Annotated in this window: 21 protein-coding genes; 10 read left to right on the top strand and 11 right to left on the bottom strand. The window is 64.9% G+C overall.

The features are described 5' to 3' along the window. Positions 1 to 86 precede the first annotated feature (86 nt). The 3 genes from MUG94_RS00260 to MUG94_RS00250 all read right to left on the bottom strand — a co-directional run bounded on the left by MUG94_RS00260 (position 87) and on the right by MUG94_RS00250 (position 5,776). Positions 87 to 554, bottom strand: a complete 468-nt coding sequence (locus tag MUG94_RS00260; protein ID WP_227890985.1) for an SRPBCC family protein — start codon at positions 552 to 554, stop codon at positions 87 to 89. Between the two features lie 41 nt (positions 555 to 595). After that, a complete protein-coding gene (locus MUG94_RS00255; protein WP_227907405.1) occupies positions 596 to 3,067 on the bottom strand; it encodes a phosphoketolase family protein in 2,472 nt (823 codons plus the stop codon). 81 nt (positions 3,068 to 3,148) lie between these two features. Then, positions 3,149 to 5,776 (bottom strand): ATP-dependent DNA ligase, encoded by a 2,628-nt coding sequence (locus MUG94_RS00250; protein WP_227907401.1) that lies wholly within the window; start codon positions 5,774 to 5,776, stop codon positions 3,149 to 3,151. Between the two features lie 122 nt (positions 5,777 to 5,898). Here MUG94_RS00250 and MUG94_RS00245 point away from each other — a divergent pair, with 122 nt between their 5' ends. Further along, positions 5,899 to 7,377 carry an SDR family oxidoreductase gene (locus MUG94_RS00245; protein ID WP_227907400.1) on the top strand — a complete coding sequence of 493 codons (1,479 nt, stop codon included), beginning with the start codon at positions 5,899 to 5,901 and terminating at the stop codon, positions 7,375 to 7,377. A gap of 1 nt (position 7,378) precedes the next feature. Here the strand turns inward: MUG94_RS00245 and MUG94_RS00240 are convergent, their stop codons facing one another. The 4 genes from MUG94_RS00240 to soxR form a co-directional block, all read right to left on the bottom strand. Next, complete coding sequence (locus MUG94_RS00240; protein WP_227907397.1) at positions 7,379 to 8,056, bottom strand: pentapeptide repeat-containing protein; 678 nt, start codon at positions 8,054 to 8,056, stop codon at positions 7,379 to 7,381. 29 nt (positions 8,057 to 8,085) lie between these two features. Continuing rightward, positions 8,086 to 8,343 carry a PLD nuclease N-terminal domain-containing protein gene (locus MUG94_RS00235; RefSeq protein ID WP_227890980.1) on the bottom strand — a complete coding sequence of 86 codons (258 nt, stop codon included), beginning with the start codon at positions 8,341 to 8,343 and terminating at the stop codon, positions 8,086 to 8,088. 73 nt (positions 8,344 to 8,416) lie between these two features. After that, on the bottom strand, positions 8,417 to 8,905 hold the full coding sequence (locus MUG94_RS00230; protein ID WP_227907396.1) for a flavin reductase family protein: 489 nt from the start codon (positions 8,903 to 8,905) through the stop codon (positions 8,417 to 8,419). A gap of 70 nt (positions 8,906 to 8,975) precedes the next feature. Continuing rightward, a complete protein-coding gene (soxR, locus tag MUG94_RS00225; RefSeq protein ID WP_227907395.1) occupies positions 8,976 to 9,473 on the bottom strand; it encodes a redox-sensitive transcriptional activator SoxR in 498 nt (165 codons plus the stop codon). A 140-nt stretch (positions 9,474 to 9,613) separates the two neighbouring features. Between soxR and MUG94_RS00220 the strand changes: the two genes are divergently transcribed. Genes MUG94_RS00220 through MUG94_RS00210 form a run of 3 tightly spaced genes read left to right on the top strand, consistent with a single transcriptional unit; the run spans position 9,614 to position 11,821 of the window. Then, entirely contained in the window at positions 9,614 to 10,585 is a 972-nt protein-coding gene (locus MUG94_RS00220; protein WP_227907392.1) for a hypothetical protein, read from the top strand. Positions 10,586 to 10,630: 45 nt separating this feature from the next. Beyond that, a complete protein-coding gene (ku, locus tag MUG94_RS00215) occupies positions 10,631 to 11,554 on the top strand; it encodes a non-homologous end joining protein Ku (RefSeq protein WP_227907390.1) in 924 nt (307 codons plus the stop codon). A gap of 3 nt (positions 11,555 to 11,557) precedes the next feature. After that, positions 11,558 to 11,821: a hypothetical protein gene (locus MUG94_RS00210; RefSeq protein ID WP_227907389.1), complete on the top strand. Its 264-nt coding sequence runs from the start codon at positions 11,558 to 11,560 to the stop codon at positions 11,819 to 11,821. Here MUG94_RS00210 and MUG94_RS00205 read toward each other — a convergent pair whose 3' ends face one another. Together MUG94_RS00205 and MUG94_RS00200 are read right to left on the bottom strand one after the other, a co-directional pair. Further along, positions 11,822 to 12,061: a DUF2630 family protein gene (locus MUG94_RS00205; protein ID WP_227907388.1), complete on the bottom strand. Its 240-nt coding sequence runs from the start codon at positions 12,059 to 12,061 to the stop codon at positions 11,822 to 11,824. It abuts the gene before it with no gap. Positions 12,062 to 12,249: 188 nt separating this feature from the next. Then, positions 12,250 to 12,711, bottom strand: coding sequence for a DUF4383 domain-containing protein (locus MUG94_RS00200; RefSeq protein WP_227907387.1), 462 nt, complete (start codon positions 12,709 to 12,711; stop codon positions 12,250 to 12,252). Positions 12,712 to 12,876: 165 nt separating this feature from the next. Between MUG94_RS00200 and MUG94_RS00195 the strand changes: the two genes are divergently transcribed. Both MUG94_RS00195 and MUG94_RS00190 read left to right on the top strand, forming a co-directional pair. After that, positions 12,877 to 13,674, top strand: coding sequence for an SDR family oxidoreductase (locus tag MUG94_RS00195; protein ID WP_227907384.1), 798 nt, complete (start codon positions 12,877 to 12,879; stop codon positions 13,672 to 13,674). A 2-nt stretch (positions 13,675 to 13,676) separates the two neighbouring features. Further along, positions 13,677 to 15,161 (top strand): FAD-dependent oxidoreductase, encoded by a 1,485-nt coding sequence (locus MUG94_RS00190; RefSeq protein ID WP_227907379.1) that lies wholly within the window; start codon positions 13,677 to 13,679, stop codon positions 15,159 to 15,161. 50 nt (positions 15,162 to 15,211) lie between these two features. Here the strand turns inward: MUG94_RS00190 and MUG94_RS00185 are convergent, their stop codons facing one another. Then, complete coding sequence (locus tag MUG94_RS00185; protein WP_341482151.1) at positions 15,212 to 15,775, bottom strand: SRPBCC family protein; 564 nt, start codon at positions 15,773 to 15,775, stop codon at positions 15,212 to 15,214. Positions 15,776 to 15,972: 197 nt separating this feature from the next. Here MUG94_RS00185 and MUG94_RS00180 point away from each other — a divergent pair, with 197 nt between their 5' ends. Further along, the gene (locus tag MUG94_RS00180; RefSeq protein WP_227907376.1) at positions 15,973 to 16,470 is read left to right on the top strand and encodes a Dps family protein; all 498 of its coding nucleotides are present in this window, start codon (positions 15,973 to 15,975) and stop codon (positions 16,468 to 16,470) included. An 85-nt stretch (positions 16,471 to 16,555) separates the two neighbouring features. Here MUG94_RS00180 and MUG94_RS00175 read toward each other — a convergent pair whose 3' ends face one another. Next, on the bottom strand, positions 16,556 to 17,263 hold the full coding sequence (locus tag MUG94_RS00175) for a FadR/GntR family transcriptional regulator (protein ID WP_227907375.1): 708 nt from the start codon (positions 17,261 to 17,263) through the stop codon (positions 16,556 to 16,558). 227 nt (positions 17,264 to 17,490) lie between these two features. Between MUG94_RS00175 and MUG94_RS00170 the strand changes: the two genes are divergently transcribed. From MUG94_RS00170 to MUG94_RS00160, 3 genes are all read left to right on the top strand, one after another. Further along, complete coding sequence (locus MUG94_RS00170; protein ID WP_227890968.1) at positions 17,491 to 18,009, top strand: gluconokinase; 519 nt, start codon at positions 17,491 to 17,493, stop codon at positions 18,007 to 18,009. Between the two features lie 66 nt (positions 18,010 to 18,075). Continuing rightward, the gene (locus MUG94_RS00165; RefSeq protein WP_227907373.1) at positions 18,076 to 19,476 is read left to right on the top strand and encodes a GntP family permease; all 1,401 of its coding nucleotides are present in this window, start codon (positions 18,076 to 18,078) and stop codon (positions 19,474 to 19,476) included. A gap of 177 nt (positions 19,477 to 19,653) precedes the next feature. Further along, positions 19,654 to 20,427 carry a metal-dependent hydrolase gene (locus MUG94_RS00160; protein ID WP_227890966.1) on the top strand — a complete coding sequence of 258 codons (774 nt, stop codon included), beginning with the start codon at positions 19,654 to 19,656 and terminating at the stop codon, positions 20,425 to 20,427. Positions 20,428 to 20,454 lie beyond the last annotated feature (27 nt).

Genomic DNA, 20,454 nt, shown 5'->3' with positions numbered 1-20,454 from the left:
CGCAGCTCCCATCACGGCATAACGACGGCGGCCGGTTCCCTTCTCCGTGAAGGGAACCGGCCGCCGTCGTTATGCGGGTAAACGCGTTAGGCTCCGGAAACTCCGGCAGCCAGCTTGTTCAGCGACTCCTCGAGGTCTTCCTTGGACACCATCGGGAAGGACACCTTCTTCAGGGTCTCCTTGTCGGTGACGTTGGACCAGTCATAGGTGAGGGTGACTTCAGTGGAGTCCGGACCCATGGGTTCGAGCTCCCAGACCCACTGCCAGCCCTTGGGCTCGGTGCCGGCCGGAGCCGTCTGCCAGGCCAGGAGCTTGTTGTGGTCGTACCCGGTGACGGTGTTTTCCGTCTGGTAGTCGCCCATTTTCTCGTTGTGCATGTTCATGGTGAAGACCTGCCCGGAAGCGGTGATGCGGTCGGTCTTCTCGTCCGAAACGACCATGCCGGAGCCGTCCAGCTCGTGATGGCGCTCGGGGTTGGACAGGAGGTTGAAAATGTCTGCTGCTGAAGCGTCGATGATTCGTGAGACAACAACACTGCTCTGATCAGTGGTCAATGAACTCTCCTTCAATAGATGGATCGTACGTACCCGCAGGCTCAGTCCGCGGTTTGTTCCGAGGCTTCCTGCAGTTCCCAGCCGGTAATGTACGGCGGATCCTGCCCTTCGTCCCGGGTGTATTGCCGGCAGCGGGCCCGTTCATCCTGGAGCCACTGCCGGAAACCGGCCTGCGTTGATCCCAGCGACGCTACCCGGTCCAGCACGTCGATGGCCAACTGGAAACGGTCGATCTGGTTGAGCATGGCCATGTCGAAGGGCGTGGTGGTGGTGCCCTCTTCCTTGTAGCCGCGCACGTGCAGATTGCCGTGGTTGGTCCGACGGTACGTGAGCCGGTGAATCAGCCAGGGATAGCCGTGATAGGCAAAAATAATGGGCCGGTCCTTGGTGAACAGGGTGTCGAAATCCCTGTCAGAGAGCCCGTGCGGGTGCTCTCCGGGGTCCTGCAGCCGCATCAGGTCCACCACGTTGACCACCCGGATTTTGAGGTCCGGAAGCTGCTGTTTCAGCAGGCCCGCCGCCGCCACGGTTTCCAGCGTCGGCACGTCTCCGGCACAGGCCAGCACGACGTCGGGATCGGACTTTGTGCCGGGCCCGGCGGTTTCGCTGCCGGCGAAGTCCCAGATGCCGACACCGCGCTCCACATGCAGCTGGGCGTCCTGCGGATTCAGCCAGGCCGGGGTGGGCTGCTTGCCGGAAACCACCACGTTCACCCGGTCCCGGGTGCCCAGGATGTGTTCGGTGACAGCCAGCATGGTGTTCACGTCCGGCGGCAGGTACACCCGGATGACTTCGGCCTTCTTGTTCACCACGTGGTCAATGAAACCGGGGTCCTGATGCGAGAAACCGTTGTGGTCCTGCTGCCAGACGTGGCTGGAGAGCAGGTAGTTCAGCGAGGCGACGGGCTGGCGCCAGGACAGGCTCCGGCTCACCTTGAGCCATTTGGCATGCTGGTTGAACATGGAATCCACAATGTGGACAAACGCCTCGTAGCAGTTGAAGACGCCGTGCCGCCCGGTCAGCAGGTAACCCTCCAGCCAGCCCTCACACAGGTGCTCGGAGAGGACTTCGGCCACCCGCCCGCTGCGGGCCAGATGCTCGTCTATCTCGTCGATGCGCTGCTGCCAGGCCTTGTCGGTGACCTCGTAAACGGCCTGCAGCCGGTTGGACGCGGTCTCATCCGGGCCGAAAACACGGAAGTTGGACGGATTCAGCGAGATCACGTCGCGCAGATATTCGCCCGCGGTGATCATGGGCGAAACCCGCTTGGTGCCCGGTGCGTCCACCTCCACGGCGTGATCCGCGTAGGCCGGCATTTTCAGGTCCTGCAGCAGCCGGCCGCCGTTGGCATACGGGGTGGCGCTCATCCGCAGGTCCCCCTCCGGCGCGAGGGCAGCGATGTCGGGCAGCAGCCGGCCGTCGTCGTCGAACAGCTCCTGGGGCCGGTAAGACTGCAGCCACTCCTCCAGCTGCGCCAGGTGCTCGGGGTTTTCATGGATTCCGGACAGCGGCACCTGGTGCGCGCGCCAGGTGCCCTCCATCTGCTGGCCGTCCACCACCGCGGGGCCGGTCCAGCCCTTGGGCGAGCGGAGCACGATCATGGGCCAGCGCGGGGCGTGTTCGTTCCGCGCTTCGAGGGTGGCCGCAGCATCCGGGGCGTCGGCCGGCACAGCCACCCGCTCACCGTTGCGGTACGGAGCCTGAATCTCGTCAATTTCCGCCAGGCACGCTTCCAGTGCAGCGGCGAAATCGGCGTGTGCCTGCGCCGTCGACGCCGGATCGGTCACCGTGACGAGGTACGGGTGGTAGCCGTATCCCTCCATCAGCTTCACCAGCTGCTCCTCGGGCATGCGCGAGAGGATGGTCGGGTTGGCGATCTTGTAGCCGTTCAGGTGCAGGATCGGCAGCACGGCGCCGTCCACGGCCGGATCCAGGAAGCTGTTGGAATGCCAGCTGGCCGCCAGCGGCCCGGTTTCGGCCTCGCCGTCGCCGATCACCGTGGCGGCAATCAGGTCCGGGTTGTCGAAGACGGCACCGTAGGCGTGCGCCAGCGAATAGCCCAGCTCCCCGCCCTCGTGGATGGAACCGGGGGTTTCCGGGGCGGCGTGGCTGGGAATGCCGCCGGGGTAGGAGAACTGCTTGAAGAGCGTGCGCAGCCCGTCCTCGTCCTGGCCCACGTGGCTGTAGACCTCGGAGTAGGTTCCCTCCAGCCAGGCATTGGCAACGTTGGCCGGCCCGCCGTGGCCGGGGCCGGTGATGAACAGGACTTTGCGGTCCTGTTCGCGGATCAGCCGGTTCAGGTGCGCGTAAATGAAGTTCAGTCCGGGCGTGGTGCCCCAGTGGCCGAGCAGCCGGGCCTTGACGTCCTCCTTCTCCAGCGGGCGGCGCAACAGCGGATTGTCCCGGAGGTAGATCTGCCCGGCGGAGAGGTAATTGGCGGCGCGCCACCAGGTGTCCACATCCTTCAGGGTGTCGCTGAGCGGCTGGTCCGGTGCAGTTTGTGCAGAGGTCATGCGGTTCCTCCGTGCTTGGGGACGGTTGGAGTGCGTGCGGTCTGGTCGGGTGGGTATGGGGGTGTGCGGTGGTCAGGGGCGTCAGGACTCAGGGGTTTCGACGACGACGTCGGAGGGTTTCTTGTCCGGGCGCAGGCCGCGCCAGGCGGGATGGCGCAGCTTGCCGGTGGATGTTCGTTCAGAGTAGGTCACTTCTCCCACCAGGACGGGACGCACCCACTGTGCGTCGGAAGCGTCGGCACTGGGAACACCGTCCAGCGGAGGCGTTTTGCGGGCCAGCTTCTTGAGTCTTCCGCCCACCAGGGCCAGATCTTTTTCGCTCAGTCCGGAGCCCACCCGGCCAATGTAAGTCAGTTCGTGACCGTCCGGAACGGCCACCAGCAGGGAGCCGATTTTGGAGGCCCGGTTGCCCTTGCCCGGGCGCCAGCCGACAATCACCACTTCCTGGGTGAAGGAGTTCTTGAGCTTGATCCAGTTCTTGGAACGCCGTCCGGGGGCGTAGGTGCTGGTCCGGCGTTTGGCAATGACCCCTTCCAGACCGAGCTCCTTGCTGGCCTCCACTGCCTCGTCCATGGACATGTCCAGCGCCGGCGGCACCTGAACGTGGCCGTCCTCCCCCGCCGGGTCCACAGCAGATTCCAAGATCTCACGGCGCTGCGTGTAGGGCAGGTCCAGCAGTGAGTTTCCGTCCAGCCAGAGCAGGTCAAAGAGCATCAGGTGCACGGGAGTGCGGGCTGCGGCGGCCTCGATTTCGCGCCTCTTGGTGAGGTGCATGCGCGGCTGGAGCAGCCCGAAGTCCGGCCGGCCCGCCTTGTTGATCGCGACGATTTCCCCGTCCAGGACCGCGCGTTCCCCGTTCAGATGCCGGCTCAGTTCCTGCAGTTCGGGATAGGCGGCGGTCATGTCGTTGCCGTTGCGGCTGATGAGCCGGGTTCCCTCCGGCGTCACGTCCACCACGGCGCGGACGCCGTCCCACTTCATTTCGAAGGCCCATTCGTCATGTTCGTTTCCATCAGCGTCGTTCACGTCCGCCCGGGTGCCGAGCGTGGCGAGCATCGGTTCCACGGCGGGCATGCCGTGTTCCCCGGCATCGGCCGCGACGGCCTTGGACACCCCGGCGGTGTCCGGCAACGCCTTGGCGGCCGGGGCAGGTGCTGCCGCGGCGGCTGCCACAGTGGCAGTAGGCGACGCTGCCGCTGCCGTGTCCGTCTTGTCGACGTTGTCCGCGGGCGCGGGCTGGTGCTTCATCAAATGGATCAGCCAGTTGTTGTCTCCGCCCTTGCCGCCCTTGCCTCCGGTGTGGATCAGGGCGAAGCGGCGGTCCGCGCTTCCCTCGGACGCCAGGCCGCCGTCGGGCTGGCCGTGCAGCACGGCAATGACTTCCTTGCCGTCGCGCCATTTCTCCGGCTCGTAGGTTCCGTGGTCCCAGATGCGCACCTCGCCTGCCCCGTATTCCCCCTTGGGAATGGTGCCCGCAAAGCTCCCGTAGTCCAGCGGATGGTCCTCGGTCTGCACCGCCAGATGGTTCTGGTCCGGCGAGTCGGGCGGACCCTTGGGCAGCGCCCAGGAGACCAGGACACCGTCGTGCTCCAGCCGAAAATCCCAGTGCAGGCGGCGGGCGTGGTGTTCCTGGATGACAAAGCTGTTGCCCTCCGACGGCTCGGCAGGTTCCGCCGGGACCGGTTCCGGAGTTTTCGCGGCGTCACGCATGCTGCGGTATTTGCTGAGCCGGTCCCCCGCCCCGCCGCCGTCGGCCCCTTCCGCCACGGCCTCCTCCAGCGCCTCGGCGTCCAGTTCCCCGGCACCGGTGGCCATGCCTGCCAGCAGATCGCCGTCGTCATCCAGCCGCTGCATCACCTGCTCATAGTCCAGCTGGGCCAGGTCCGGATCCTCCAGCTCCTCCCAGGTGCGCGGCGCCGCCACCGTGGGCGTGAACCTGCCGCGCAGCGAGTAGGGGCAGATGGTGGTTTTGTTGCCGTTGTTCTGGCTCCAGTCCAGCAGCACCTTGCCGGTGCGCAGCGACTTTTTCATGTCGGACACGATCAGGTCCGGATGGTCCGCTTCCAGCGCCCGCGCCAGTTCATGGGCGACGGCGCTGACCTCGTCCGAGGTCTGCTTGCCGTCCAGCGCGGCATACAGGTGGATGCCCTTGGAACCACTGGTGACCGGGCGGGCGTCCAGGCCCATGTCCGCGAGGATGTCCCGGGCCAGGCGGGCCACCTCGGCGCACTGCGCCAGGTCCGCACCCTCCCCCGGATCAAGGTCCAGCACCAGGCGGTCCGGGTTGTTGATCTTGCCGCGCGGACCGAAGCGCCACTGCGGCACATGGATTTCCAGGGCTGCGCTCTGCGCCAGCCAGATCAGCGTCGCCAGGTCATTGACCAGCGGATAAATATTGGTGCCGCTTTTGTGCTCGATCGGAAACCGTTTCACCCAGGTGGGAGCCGAGGTCTCAATGTTCTTCTGGAAGAAAACCTGCCCCGGATCTCCGGGAACCCCCACCCCGTGGACCCAGCGCTTGCGGGTGGCCGGACGGTCGCGGGAATGGGGCAGCAGCGCCTCGGCCACGGCGGCGTAATAGGACAGTACATCCGCCTTGGTGGTTCCGGTTTCCGGATACAGCACCTTGTCGAGATTGGTCAGCCGCAGGCGGTGTCCGTCCACATTCACGGTCTCCTGCTGTCTCAGACCCGCTCCGCTGCTCGCCATGGTCCCTAGTCTTACCGGGATCGGCAGGCAATTTCCACTATTGGTCAGCCTGCTGAGCAGATTACGCCAAGGGCGTTCCGCCGGCCCTGCGCAACGGCGGAAGAACTGTGTAGCTTGGAAAAATGACTGAAGCGCAGCGTGTTTTGGTAACGGGTGCCACCGGCTACATCGGCGGGCGGCTGGTTCCGCTGCTGCTGGAGGACGGCCACAAGGTGCGGGTTCTGGTGCGCTCCCCGGAGAAACTGCACGACGTTCCGTGGCACGACGACGTCGAAATCGTCCAGGGCGACCTCACGGACAAGGACTCAGTGGGTGAGGCCATGCGGGGCATGGACACGCTCTACTTCCTGGTGCATTCCATGGCCTCGGGCAAGGGGTTTGCGGACCAGGAACAGCAGATCGCGCATCTGGTGGCGGATGCCGCAGCGGAGTCCGGCGTGCAGCGGATCGTGTATCTGGGCGGCCTGCATCCGGAGGGCGAACTGTCCCCGCACATGAGGTCCCGCACGGAAGTGGGGCGAATCCTGCTCGAGGGCAAGGTTCCCGCCGTCGTTTACCAGGCCGGCGTGGTGATCGGTTCCGGCTCGGCCTCGTTTGAGATGATCCGCCACCTGACCGAAACCCTGCCGGTCATGCCGGCGCCCAGCTGGGTGCGGCGGAAGATCGAACCCATCGCCATCCGCGACGTCCTGCACTACCTGGTCCGCGCCGTCGACCTCCCGGCGGGCACCAACCGCACCTTCGACATCGGCTCCCGCGAGGTGCTGACCTACGCGGAGATCATGAACGGCTACGCGGAAGAAGCCGGCCTGCCGCAGCGGCGGATCTACGCCCTGCCGCTGCCCGCGCCGCGGCTGGCGGGTTTGTGGGTGGCCCTGGTGACGCCGATTCCGCGGTCCATGTCCCTGCCGCTGGTGGAATCGCTGCAGCACGACGCCGTCTCCAAGGAACACGACATTGACCAGTACGTGCCGGAGCCTGACAGTGGCCGCACCGGGTATCAGGAAGCGGTGAAGCGGGCGCTGGGCAAGGAAATGCGCGGCGAGGTGGAAACCACGTGGGCCGGCGCGTCACCGTCGGCCGATGATGCGTCCTCGCCGCTGCCCAGTGACCCGAATTGGGCCGGGCAGACCGTGTACGTGGACTCCCGGCAGCGCCGTTCCTCGGTGGCTCCCGAGCATGTGTGGAAGGTGATTGAAGGAATCGGCGGAAAGAACGGCTGGTATTCGCTGCCGATGGCCTGGGCTATCCGCGGGGTGCTGGACAAGACCGTGGGCGGGGCCGGTCTGACCCGCGGACGCCGCAATCCCACCACCCTGTTCACCGGGGACGTGGTGGACTGGTGGCGGGTGGAACTGCTGGAGCGCGGCAGCCTGCTGCGGCTGCGGGCCGAAATGCGGGTGCCGGGCAAGGCCTGGCTGGAACTGCGGGTGGATCCCGACGGCGACGGCAGCCTGTACCGGCAGCGCGCCATCTACTTCCCCAAAGGGCTGGGCGGAAAGCTGTACTGGTGGCTGATTGCGCCGTTCCACACCCTGATTTTTCCATCCATGGCCAAGAACATCATCAAGAACGCGTCCAAGGTCGCCCAGGAAAGCTGACTCAGCCCTCCACGCGCAGGCCGAGGTTGGCGGCCAGCAGCGGTGCCAGCAGCATCAGCTGCCCGTCATCGATCGTGGCGCCCTGCAGCCCGGGCAGGTGCGTGATGGACCGCAGCTCGGTGCTGCGCAGGTCAACGTCTTGGAACACTGCACCGGAAAGGTTCAGGGCGCCGATGCGGCAGTCGCGGAACGCCATCCGGGTGGCGTGGACGCCGTCCAGGTCCAGTTCTTCGATCGTGCAGCCGGTGAACAGCACGTCGGTGAGCCGTGAACTGCGCAGGTTCACATAATCCAGCTTGCCGCCGTCCACGTGCACGTTGTTCCAGCCGTTGTCGTAGAGTTCCGCCGAGCCCAGCCGGCTGCCTTCCAGCACCACGTCGCGGAAGGTGGCCCGCGGCGCCCGGAACACCGGGGCGTACAGGCCGGCGGACCGGCATTCCAGGAACCGGGCACCGCGCAGGCCAGTGTCCGTCATGGTCACCGAGCTGAATTCGCACTCCAAAAAGGTGCTGCCCTGCAGGTCGGTGCCGTCGAAGGACTGCCCGTCAAAGTGCAGTCCTTCAAAGGTGCCTGCTTCCTCCGGGGCGGACGCCTCTTCCAGTCCGTGCAGGGAAACCGGATCCAGGGCGGGTGCCCGGGTTTTACCGGAGCCCGCCTTGCCGGATCCGGTTTTGCGCACGGGCGGACGCCGGGTTGGCGGGGCCAAGCCTACTTGCGCCGGCCGAAGATGAAGTAGGACAGCGGGCCGATGAAGTTCACGGCGCAGGCAGCAGACCAGAGTGCCCGGGAACCGCGGACCTCGGACGCCGGGCGGCGCCAGATGTCTGCCAAAGCCAAACCTGCGAGGGCAAACTGCACGGTGGCGGAGACGCCCACGAGCTTCTTCTGCTGGTGAGTGAGGTCCTTGAGGGATTTCTTCATGGCCATGGTGTTCCCGTTTCTCTCGCTGATGGGTCTTCCTTCCATCCTTACAGCAAACCAGGCCGCAGCCACGGGCCGCCCTGTGACCGCGTGTCCTGTCGACCGGGAAGCCGAATGCTCACAACGCGGAGTGGGAACCCAGGCGGTGGTAGGTGCGGTTGTGATAGACCAGCGGGGCGTCCGGTTCGCCGGAGGCAAGGATGGTCAGGACCTCCGCGGTGACCAGGACGGAGGATCCGACGGCGGTGCGGCTCAGGACGCGGGCACGCAGGGCATGCGGAGCATCCATGAGCAGAGGCTCTCCGGTGGGCAGATTCTCCCAGGCCAGTTCCGGGGTAAATCTGTCAGTGCCGGGCCGGGAAAACAGAGATGCCAGCGGAGCGTTGCGTGCCCCCAGGAGATGCACCACCACGGTGTCAGCGGCGGCAATGACACCGGCGGATCCTTGGGCTGACGCCAGTGAGAAGACCAGAATGGGCGGATCCGCGGAGACGGAGGACACGGAGGAAGCAGTCAATCCGACCGGCCCGGCGTCGCCCTGCGCGGTAATAACGGCAACTCCGGCCGGATGGGCGCGGAAAGCGTCCTTGAAATGGTCTGTCAGCATGATTCAACGCTAGAACCTCAACTATGGTTGAGGTCAAATCGAAAGCCGGCACACGCCGTCGGGCCGTGCCCTAAAATTCGAAGGCGCGGGCACCGGTTCCCCGGTCGGCCGATGCGTCGTCGGGATTGACGAACCGGCATTCGGCCAGTGACAGGCAGCCGCATCCGATGCACCCGCCGAGACGGTCCCGCAGTGCCTCCAGGGAATGGATCCGCGCGTCCAGATCCTGGCGCCAGGCAGAGGAGAGCCGCTGCCAGTCGTTTTGGTCCGGCACGGCGTCCTTGGGCAGCTCATCCAATGCCCGGGCAATGGCGGACAAGGGAATGCCGGCCCGCTGCGCCGCTCGGATAACCGCCACCCGCCGCAGGACCGAGCGGTCGAAGCGGCGCTGGTTTCCGGCCGTGCGGCGGCTGCTGATCAGGCCCTGGCGTTCATAGAAGTGCAGGGCGGAAACGCTCACGCCGCTGCGTTCGGCCATCTGGCCCACCGTCAGTTCGGACCGCCCCGTTGGTTCCCCGCCGGTTGATGCATCCCTGCCCACAGTTCCACCCTCCGTTGCCGGTTCCATTATCCGCCCTTGCAAACCCGCCCATGCCCGCCGAGTGTGGAGATCATGCGGGAAAACGGCGTAGATTTCCGCTTGACCGCGTCACTCGATGAGGCACAAGGCTCGGATCTCAACCCACGATTCCGCTCGGAAAGGCCCCGATGTTCCCCGCAGCTCCCAATGCCGCCGGCACCCTGGTTTTCCTGCAGGGCACCGGCGGCCCTGATCCCGTCCCCGCCGAAACCATCCGCTGGATGCTTGCCCAGGATCCGGTCCTTGAGGGCTATTCCGTTCTCGACGTCACCTGGGCCGCCGGTGCGGCCCCCGACGTCAGCGTGGTTCCCGCCCTTCCCCCGCGCTATCAGCCGGTGACACCTTCCGGCCCGATGGAGCTCGACGCCGCGGAACGCGGGTTGGCTCTGGCCGGACTGGACCTTGTCACCGCTCCCCCGCTGCACCGGCCCCCGCAGGCCTCCGCCGACGGAATCCAGACCGGCGAAAACTCCGGAGCTTCGGCCGCACCGCGGGAGGACGATCCTGCTGCCTTCGAAGCCGAGGAAGAAAACCTGCTGGGCAGCAGCCTGCAGCGGCTCACCCTGAACCTGGTCACCGACGTCGCCATCCGCCGCCGGGTACCGCTGACGGAAGCCGCATCGGACTTTTCCCGCAGCATCATCTACTACCTGCGCCACGGCGCCGAGGCGCGCACCGCCATCACCCATGCCCTGCGGATGGCGAACCAGGATGGTCCCGTGATCCTGTTCGGTCACAGCCTGGGCGGGGTGGCCGCGTTGGACCTGGTAACCGCACCTGAGTGGATAGCTGAAGGCGTTCGCGTGGATCTGCTCGTCACGGCCGGTTCCCAGAGCCCCTGGCTCTACCTGCTGGGCGGACTTGCGCACCTGGCTCCGGGCGGGCAGGGTACGCTGCCGGTGCCCTGGCTCAACTTCTGGGACGAACGCGATCTGCTTTCCTTCTGCAGCGAGCGGGTCTTCGCCGGACACGGCGGCCGGATCACCGATGAGGAAGTTACCTCCGGAGAGCCGTTTCCGGGTTCGCACAGCGCCTACTTCGCCAATCCGGACGTCTACCGGGCCATCCGCCGTGAGTTGGAAACCTCGCAGCAGGGTTAGCGCCGCTCTGGCCGAGTCCCCCCGGTTTGGTGTTCACTGTAGGACATGAGAGCCATCTGGAAGGGTGCCATAGCCTTTGGGCTGGTCAATGTGCCGGTCAAGGTCTATGCCGCCACCGAGAACCACGACGTCAGCCTGCACCAGGTCCACGACAAGGACGGCGGCCGCATCCGCTATCAGCGGCGGTGCGAAATCTGCGGCGAAGTGGTGGAGTACAAAGACATTGCCAAGGCGTACGACGACGGCGAGCAGACGGTCGTTCTCACTGACGAGGACCTGGCATCCCTGCCGGTGGAGAAAAGCCGGGAGATCGACGTCGTCGAATTCGTGCCCAGCGATCAGGTGGATCCCATCCTTTTTGACCGGACCTACTATTTGGAGCCTGATTCAAAGTCAACCAAGTCGTATGTGCTGCTGCGCCGTACGCTGGAGGACACTGACCGCACGGCCATCGTGCAGTTTTCGCTGCGGCAGAAGAGCAGGCTCGGCGCGCTGCGCGTCCGCGGCGACGTCCTGACCCTGCAGACCCTGCTGTGGGAGGACGAAGTCCGGGAAGCTTCCTTTCCGTCCCTGGATGAGAAGGTGCGGATCAGCGCCAAGGAACTGGAAATGTCGTCCACCCTGGTGGAGTCCTTCAGCTCGGACTTCAGTCCGGAGGAGTTCACTGACGACTATCAGGTTCAGCTGAAAACGCTGATCGAGGCAAAACTGGACAAGGGCGAAGCCTTGGATACCGAAGAGACTTTCGGCACCGAAACCGAAGAGGAGGGCGGAAAGGTCCTGGACCTGATGGAAGCCCTGCGACGCAGCGTGGAAAAGAACCGCGACAAGAAATCAGCCGGCTCGGGGACAAAGTCCTCCGGTTCCGGGACGCGCTCATCGTCCCGCACCCAAAAGGACGACGACGACAAACCGGCGGACAAGAAACCCGCACGCAAGGCTCCAGCCAAGACCAGGAAGGGTGCCTAGACCATGGCGCTGACCAACTTTTTCCGGGACCGCAACGGACGCATCCGTATTCTCGAAGTTCCCAACCTGCCCATCCTCGCCTGGGCCGGCTTCGGTGCCGCCTCCATGATGGCCCTGACGCCAAAGTACCGGGATCTTCTGGGCACCCTCAGCAAAAGCTCCCTGACACTCTGGGCACTGCTGGAGGCTGTGCGGGGCAACAGCCCGTTCCGCCGGACCATGGGCATGGCGGCCCTCGCCCGGGAGGTCCTTCCCCGCACTGAGTAACTACTGCCGGTAGCCTTCCACTTCCCCCACCGGCCGCACCGTCGCGTCGTCCGGGTTTTCCCCGGCATCCAACCGCGCACGGCGCTGACGCAGCAGGTCCCAGCACTGGTCCAGCTGCTCTTCAACCCGGCGCAGCTGCTCCAGCCGGTCTTCGGGATGGTCGTCGGCCGGGGAATCCCGCAGCTCCTGTTCCTTCTCCACGAGTTCTGAAATACGGTGCTGAATTTCGGTAGCGTCCATGTCCCTACGCTAGCCATCAGGCCCGCCGGTGACCAGAACCCCTCGGAGGTTGGGGGTGCCCGTCAGCCCGTCAGCGCGGGAGCAGCTGGCACAGGAACTGTGAAAATCCTTCGGGAGCCCTCCGTCCCTGTGCCCGGAAGCCCCGATGCCGTCCCGTCTTCCTCACCCCGAGTGAACGTTCCCGAGCACTAGGCCGGAGAGGTACGCCCAGGAACGGAACGTGAGCCGAACAGCAGGCCCAGTCCCACCATGGCGACCCCCAGGATCAGGTGGAGCCAGTTGTCCGCGGAGTTCACGGGAACAAAATTCCCCTCGGAGTGGTGCGGCACGATCAGTCCGTAAAGGAACAGCAGCAGATAGACGATGCCGCCGCCAATGAGGTAGATCCTGGCCAGTCTGTTGGTTCGGGCCATGACCAGTCCGAGAAACCCGAACAGCAGGTGGACGATGTTGTGCAGGATGGACACTTGGAAAACACCCATAAGCAGTGCTTCGGATTCAAACCCTGAAAGATAAAGGACGTCGTAGTTGGAGGTGATTCCGGGAACGAAGCCCAGAACACCGATCAGGATGAAGATAATGCCGAAATACCATGAGGCTCGCTGTGCATTGGTGCGGCGGACTGACCTGCCGCGGATGGGATAGGACATTGGAAACTCCTTATGCCTCGGCGACATGTGTTGCCGGCCGCGGCCGACTAGTGCTCAACGCGTTTTCCCCGGAGCGAACAATTCCTCAACTGTTGCACAATCACCAGATCATGGGAAGCATACTTAGCATCCTGAACTGAACGGCATCGAAAGGGTTCCCCCATCATGGTTTTCGCCCCTCGCACCGCAATCGTCACGGGCTCCGACTCCGGAATCGGCAGGGCCACCGCGGTTGCCCTCGCAGCAGCAGGAATGGATGTGGGCATCACCTGGCACACCGATGAGCAGGGGGCCAGGGAGACATCGGAGGAAGTGCGCGCCCTCGGTCGAAAGTCAGTCACAGCACGACTGGACACCACGGACCTCCCGGGTTGCGGGCAGGTCATTGACCACCTTGCGGCGGAGCTGGGATCACTGGACGTGTTCGTCAACAACGCAGGCACCGGGGACGGCAAACCCTTCCTCGAGCTGGACTTTCCCACCTGGATGGACACCCTGAACACCAACCTCAACGGAGCCTTTGTCTGCCTGCAGCACGCCGCCAAAAAAATGGTGGCATCGGGTCGGGAAGGGCGTCTGATCGCCGTGACCAGCGTTCATGAAACCCAGCCGCGGGTGGGATCGGCGGCCTACACGGCCTCCAAGCACGGGCTGGGCGGTCTCATGAAGGTCATGGCCCTGGAACTTGGCCGGTACGGGATCACCGTAAACTCGGTGGCTCCCGGCGAAATCGCCACCCCCATGACGGACCAGCATGACGAGGACCCGCACCGGGCGGAGCGTCCCGGCATACCCCTGGGCAGGCCCGGCGACGCCCGCGAGATCGCCGCCGTCGTCGCCTTTCTCGCCTCCCCGGCCGCCAGCTACGTCACCGGCGCCTCCTGGCCCGTTGACGGCGGGATGCTGCAGATGGGGCCGCAGGGCGGCTCGCACATTGTCTCCACAGACTGGATGGAGGCCTGAACATGGAAAGTCTCTGGCTGTCCACTGCCCCGCCCGTCTCCTCAGACCCGTTTATTCCCTCTGGGGAATATGACGTCGTGGTGGCCGGAGCCGGCCTGACCGGACTTGCGGCTGCTTTGCTGCTGGCCCGCCGCGGCCAGAAGGTTGCGGTGCTGGAGGCCCGGCAGGTGGGAGCGGTAACCTCGGGGAACACCACGGCAAAGGTCTCCCTGCTCCAAGGTGTTCAGCTTTCCAACATCGCCTCCCATCAAGGAGCCGACGCCGTCCGCGACTACGTGAACGCCAACCGGGCAGGCCAGGAATGGCTGCTCCGTTTCTGCCGCGACCATGGGGTGGACCACGACATCCGCACCGCCTACACCTACGCCCTCAGCGAGAAGGGCCGGCAGAGCCTGGACGCTGAATTTTCAGCCGCCACAGCGGCCGGCTTGTTACCGCAGATGACACTGGAAACCGAACTGCCCTTTGAAGTCTCCGGAGCCCTGGAACTGCCTGAACAGGCGCAGATCCACCCCCTGCAGGCGCTGGCAGCACTGGCTGCGGAACTGCGGGCAGCGGGAGGGACCCTGGTTCAGGGGATCCGGGTCACCGGAGCAGGCAGGGCGGCGGACAATCGGGTCCGCGTCCTGACTCCCTCCGGTTCCGTGTCAGCACGCCATCTGGTGCTGGCCACCGGAATACCAATCCTGGACCGCGGCGGTTATTTCGCCCGGCTTCTGCCGCTGCGTTCCTACGCCATGGCCCATCCGATCCGCGGAGCGGTGCCGCAGGGGATGTACTTGTCCGTTGACTCCCCCTCACGGTCCCTGCGTACGGCCCGTGTCGGCGGAACGGATTACCTCATTTCCGGCGGGAACGGCCACGCCGTCGGCCGCCACCCGCATCCGCAGTCACTGGTGGAGGACCTGTCACGGTGGACCACACATCATTTTGCGGTGGCGGATCCCACTTATGCGTGGTCCGCCCAGGACTATGAGCCCGCCTCCGGAGTGCCCTATGTGGGGCAGGTTCCTTTTGGTGACGGCAGCATTTTCGCGGCGACGGGTTTCAACAAATGGGGCATGACCAATGCCGTTGCTGCCGCCCTCGCCCTCAGTCAGGCCATCGCCCCCGCGGCGGAGGGAAACGGTGCGCAGAGCTGGTACCAGCCGAAACTCTCATCCCGCGACGTGCTCTCCGCTGTGCGGGACAACGCGGAGGTGGGGCTGGAAATGCTCGCAGGCTGGGCTTCGTCCCTGGCGGACACGGACGAAGCGGTCCCGCCCGAGGGCCAGGGGAAAGTGGTCCGCCGGAATCTGCGGCCCGTGGGAATCTGCACCGTGAACGGCGAGGTTTCCCGGGTGTCCGCGGTCTGTCCACATCTGGGCGGCGTCCTCGCCTGGAACGACGCAGAAGCATCCTGGGACTGCCCCCTGCACGGCTCACGGTTTGCAGCGGACGGTGGACTGCTGGAAGGTCCGGCAGTCCGGGGGCTGGACCGGGCCTGACGGGGCCAAACCCGACGGGGGCCGGGCCGGGAGGGTCCGGCCCCCGGCTGCTACAACCCTGCCCGCGGACCGCCCGATTCCGGATCATCCATAGCGGGATCTGCCTCCGGCGCCGCTGCCAAGGAAGAGGTCGAGGTGACGGGTGCATCGGGCGCCGTGGGCGGGGCATCAACATTGCCGCGCCAGGAACCCGTCGATGCACCCTGGCTCTCGATGAATTCCTTGAAACGCTTGAGATCCGACTTGACCTGCCGGTCATCGGCTCCCACCACCGAACCCACCTTCTCGATGAACGTTTCCGGGTTCCAATCCAGCTGGACGCTCACCCGGGTTTCAGCCTCCCCGAGCCGGTGGAAGGTCACCACTCCGGCATGCGAGGTTCCGTCGGTGCTCTTCCAGGCGACCCGCTCGTCCGGATGCTGTTCCGTGATTTCGGCATCGAACTCACGCTTGACGCCGCCAATATTCGTGACCCAGTGGTTTTTGGTCTCCGAGGTCTGGGTAATGGATTCAACTCCGCCCATGAACCGGGGAAAGGACTCAAACTGGGTCCACTGGTTGTAAGCCGTGGACACGGGAACTGCAACATCAATGGACTCTTCTACGGTGGTCATGGAGGTCCCTCCGGTAGTCGGATCGTGCCGGTTGGAAGCATTTTGCGCTTCGGGGCCCTCACGCTACCCAATGGACCCATTGACTTCAACCAGAAGGTAAGCTTACTTAGGTTGGCTACTGCGGCCGGGGTTCCACACGGAAACCACTGTGCTGCAGGCGTCTTTCGTCAACATATTTCGTCAACATTGGAGGAAACGTGAAGGCATCCAAAGAACTGACCACCAATCTGCAGGCCGTCCTCGTGGACCTCATTGAGCTGCATCTGCAGGGCAAGCAGGCGCATTGGAACGTTGTGGGCAAGAACTTCCGCGACCTCCACCTGCAGCTCGATGAAATCATCGAAGATGCCCGCCTTTTCGCCGATGAGCTGGCCGAGCGCATGCGTGCGCTGGGGGCCGTTCCCGACGGTCGGAGCATTGCAGTGGCCGAGGGCACCTCGCTTGCCCCGTTCCCCGCCGGACTTGTGGACACCAAGGACACCGTCACCCTGACGGTTGCCATGCTGAACGCAACCGTTGGCACCATGCGTGAGGTGCACGACCAGGTGGACGAGGAAGATCCCACCACCGCGGACATCCTGCACGGCTTTATCGGCAAGCTGGAGCAGTACGCCTGGATGGTGGACGCCGAGAACATCAAGGCGACCGCCACTGTGGTTACTCCCGAAGACGCCAACAGCCAGCCTACGGTCTAACTCCGTTCGCCCTGCGGCCGGCCTCCCCTCTGCGGGAAGTGCCGGCCGCAGCCGTTTCTCCTACCGCGCGGGAACCCGGACAGACCTAGGCCACTGCGGTCCGGACTTCTTCCAGCAGATCCGCCATCTGCCTCATCGCCTCGTCACTGTTGCCCTCAGCCACAGCCCGGGCCACCCGCTCATGCCCCTGCAGTGCCACCTCGCGGGGATGATCCGGCATGCGTCCCTGATGGGTGCGTCCGGTCAGGACTTCCGCCACCACCTCAATGAGGGAAGCGAACATCTCATTGCCGCTGGAGCGCAGCAGCAAGGTGTGGAAGGCAATGTCCGCGGCAAGGAAATCCTCCAGCCGGCCCTCCTCACCCAGCAGGCGCATGCGCGCCGCCAGCTCCACCAGCGCCAGCCGCTCCGCAGCGCCTGCGTGCCGGGCTGCACCGGCGGCTGCCATCGGCTCCACCGCCACCCGGAGTTCCGTCAGCGTCCGAAACTGGCGATCCCTGCCGGTACCACTCAAGCGCCAGCGGATGATGCGTGAATCGAAAACATTCCAGTGTGACGGGTCCTGAACCACAATCCCGACGCGCCGTTTGGAATACACCAGGTTCATGGATTCGAGGATCCGCATGCAGTCCCGCACCACGGTGCGTGAGACGCCGAACTCCTCCTGCAGCCCCTCCAGCGTCAACCGGTCCCCGGGCCGAAGCGTGCCGGCGATGATGTCTGTTCCGATGGCATCGATGATCGCCCCGTTAAGAACCGTTGCCGCCGCCCGCGGCCGCTCCTTGCTGTCCACACTGTTCCCCTGACGTGCGATACGTGAAATGTTGAGCCGGTCACCCTTGCATGCTCCGCAACGGATAGAAACCGTGTCTCCGCCCTGGCAGGGACTGAAATCTACAATGAACCAGCCTAACGCGCCATTGGTGTCATCAATCACTTGTATGGTGATACCTTTGTCCTGCAGATCACATCGGAAGGGCCCGGCCCTCTTCCGGCGACAACGACGTCCAAAGGAGAAATATGAGCCCCGCCCCGCAGCACCTCGTCATTATGGGTGTGTCCGGTTCAGGCAAGACCACCATCTCCACCCTGCTGTCCGAGCATCTGGGCTGGATTGCCGCCGAAGCGGATGAGTTCCATTCCGAAGCCAACATTGCCAAGATGGCGTCCGGCACCCCCTTGACCGATGAGGACCGCTGGCCCTGGCTGGACTCCATCCGGAACTGGATGGACACTCAGGCCGAAAACGGACGGTCCACCATCGTCACCTGTTCCGCCCTGAAACGTGTCTACCGGGACATCCTGGCTACCGCCTCAGGGCAGGTGCATTTCGTCCACCTCAACGGCGACGCAGAGGTGCTGCGTGAACGGATGAAGACCCGCAGTGGCCATTTCATGCCCGCCTCGCTCCTGCCCTCCCAGATCAGCACCCTGGAACCGCTCGCCGACGACGAACCCGGAATCGTCATCGACATCCTGCATACACCCGCGGAAATCGCCGCCGACATCTTGGACAGGCTCTCCCTGCCCGCGAACTAACTCCTGCTCCGGCGTCTTCCGCCGCAGCCACTTCCAACAGTCACTTTTAGTAACGGAGCTAAACCCATGACAATTGAAGGCTGGTCCCAAACTCTCGGCGCGGGACCCCTCCTCCTGATCGCCGGTGGAGCCATTGCGCTGCTGCTGTTCCTGATCCTCAAGCTGCGCCTGCACGCGTTCGTCGCGCTGATCCTGGTCAGCCTGCTGACTGCTTTTGCCACCGGAATCCCGACCGGCAGCATCGTCACCGTCCTGACCGGCAGTTTCGGTTCAACGCTGGCAACAGTTGCCCTGTTGGTGGGCCTGGGCGCCATGCTGGGCCGGCTGGTGGAAACCAGCGGCGGCGCCAAGGTGCTGGCAGAAACACTCATCCGGGTCTTCGGTGAGAAGCGGGCGCCCTTCGCGCTCGGTGTCGCCTCGCTGATTTTCGGTTTCCCGATCTTCTTCGATGCCGGACTGGTGGTCATGCTGCCGGTCATCTTCTCGGTGGCCCGCCGGCTGGGCGGCGGCGTGCTGCGCTACGGCCTTCCGGCTGCCGGTGCCTTCTCGGTTATGCACATCTTCGTGCCGCCGCACCCGGGCCCGGTAACTGCCTCAGGTTTCTTCGAAGCCAACATCGGCGTAGTGCTCATCCTGGGCCTCATTATTGCCCTGCCCACCTGGTATCTCACCTCGTATCTCTTCGGTCTCTGGGCCGGTAAAAAGTTCGTACTGCCGGTACCCGCCGTGTTGGGCGAAATTGATGAAGACGACGTTAAGAACCCGCCCAGGTTCGGCACTGTGGTTGCCGTCCTGCTGCTGCCGCTGATCCTGATCTTCCTGAACACCGGCCTGAACACATTGTCGGCGGCCGGCATTGTGTCGGAGCAGGCTTCCGAACAGACCTGGTACGCCCTGCTGCGCACCCTGGGTGAGACGCCGGTGGCACTGCTGATTTCGCTGCTTGTGGCCTCCGTGGTCCTTGGCACCCGGCGCGGCGAGTCCAAGAACGCCATCGAAAAGGTGCTGGAATCCTCCCTGGGCCCGGTCTGTTCTGTCATCCTGATCACCGGCGCCGGCGGAATGTTCGGCGGCGTCCTGCGCACCTCGGGCATCGGCGACGCCCTGGGCGGCGTCCTCAGCGACCTGGGGGTACCGCTGATCCTGGCCGGCTTCCTGATCGCCGCTATCCTGCGCATCGCCCAGGGTTCCGCCACCGTGGCCCTGACCACCGCGGCAGCCCTGATCTCTCCCGGAGTCCTCGACGCCGGCTACAACACCGTCCAGATTGCCGCCATGGTGCTGGCCGTGGCCGCGGGTTCCGTGGTGGTCAGCCACGTCAATGACTCCGGCTTCTGGCTGGTGGGCCGCTTCATGGGCATGGATGTGAAAACCACATTGAAAACCTGGACCGTGCTGGAAACACTGATCGGCGTTATGGGCTTTGCCCTGGCGGCGCTGGCTTTTGGCCTGGCGTCCCTGATCTAAAGCGCGCACGACGACGGCGGGGCACCTTCGCGGGTGCCCCGCCGTCGTTGTGTCCGGACCAGCGGCGCCCGGCACCCGGCCAATGGCCGGGTCCGGAGTGTCAGTGCCGCGTGAAATCATGAGAAGTTACGAAATTTTCGGTGCTCTCCACCGCCCTAGGGAAGGACCCCACGCACCATGATGGGTGGTCATCACGCAGCATCAGGCGCCGCAGCCTGGATTGCCGTCGCTTCAACCGCACCGCACGCCCTCGGCTGGTATCCGGTCACTCCGCTGGGAGTGGTCACCGGCGCACTGCTCACCGCCGGAGCAGCCCTGCTTCCGGACCTGGACCATCACAGCGGAACCATTGCCCATTCCCTGCCGCCGGTCACGAAGATCCTGGCCCGGATTACCGAACAGATCAGCGGCGGACACCGGCGCGGCACGCACTCCCTGCTGGGTCTCGCGGTGTTCGTGGCCCTGTCCACCGCCCTGGGCAAGATCACCGCTGATGTGCCGGTGTTCGGATCGGTCGCCGTGGGCGCCGGCCTGCTGTCAGTTCTGCTTATGGGGTTCGCCTTGAAGGCGCTGAAAATCGCCGGCGGTCCCGCCCGCAGCTGGTTGCTGGCCCTGTCCCTGTCCGCCTTCATTGCCGTCTACGCGCCGGAAAACAATGACTGGCTGCCCGTAGCCGTGGGACTGGGTGTGGCCGTGCACATCCTGGGGGATCTGCTGACCCATCAGGGCGTCATGATTCTGTGGCCCCTGCGGATCAAACGTCCCCGGTCATTCGCCGGCATTCCGGTGCTGAACAAGCTCTGGCGAAGCAGCGGCTGCATGTCACTGCCGCTGATCGGTGCTGCCGGGTCCTGGCGGGAATGGGCGCTGATGGTTCCGGTCACGGTGTATGCCATGTACGGAGTAGTCCATGCTGCCTTCCTGACCCTGGCCCAGTGGGCCTCGGCATGACCCCGTGTAACGGGTCCGCGAGTCGCC

The sequence above is a fragment of the Arthrobacter gengyunqii genome (genome assembly GCF_023022985.1).
In the GTDB taxonomy this organism is placed as follows: domain Bacteria; phylum Actinomycetota; class Actinomycetes; order Actinomycetales; family Micrococcaceae; genus Arthrobacter_B; species Arthrobacter_B gengyunqii.
This window is presented reverse-complemented; position numbering and strand designations above follow the sequence as displayed.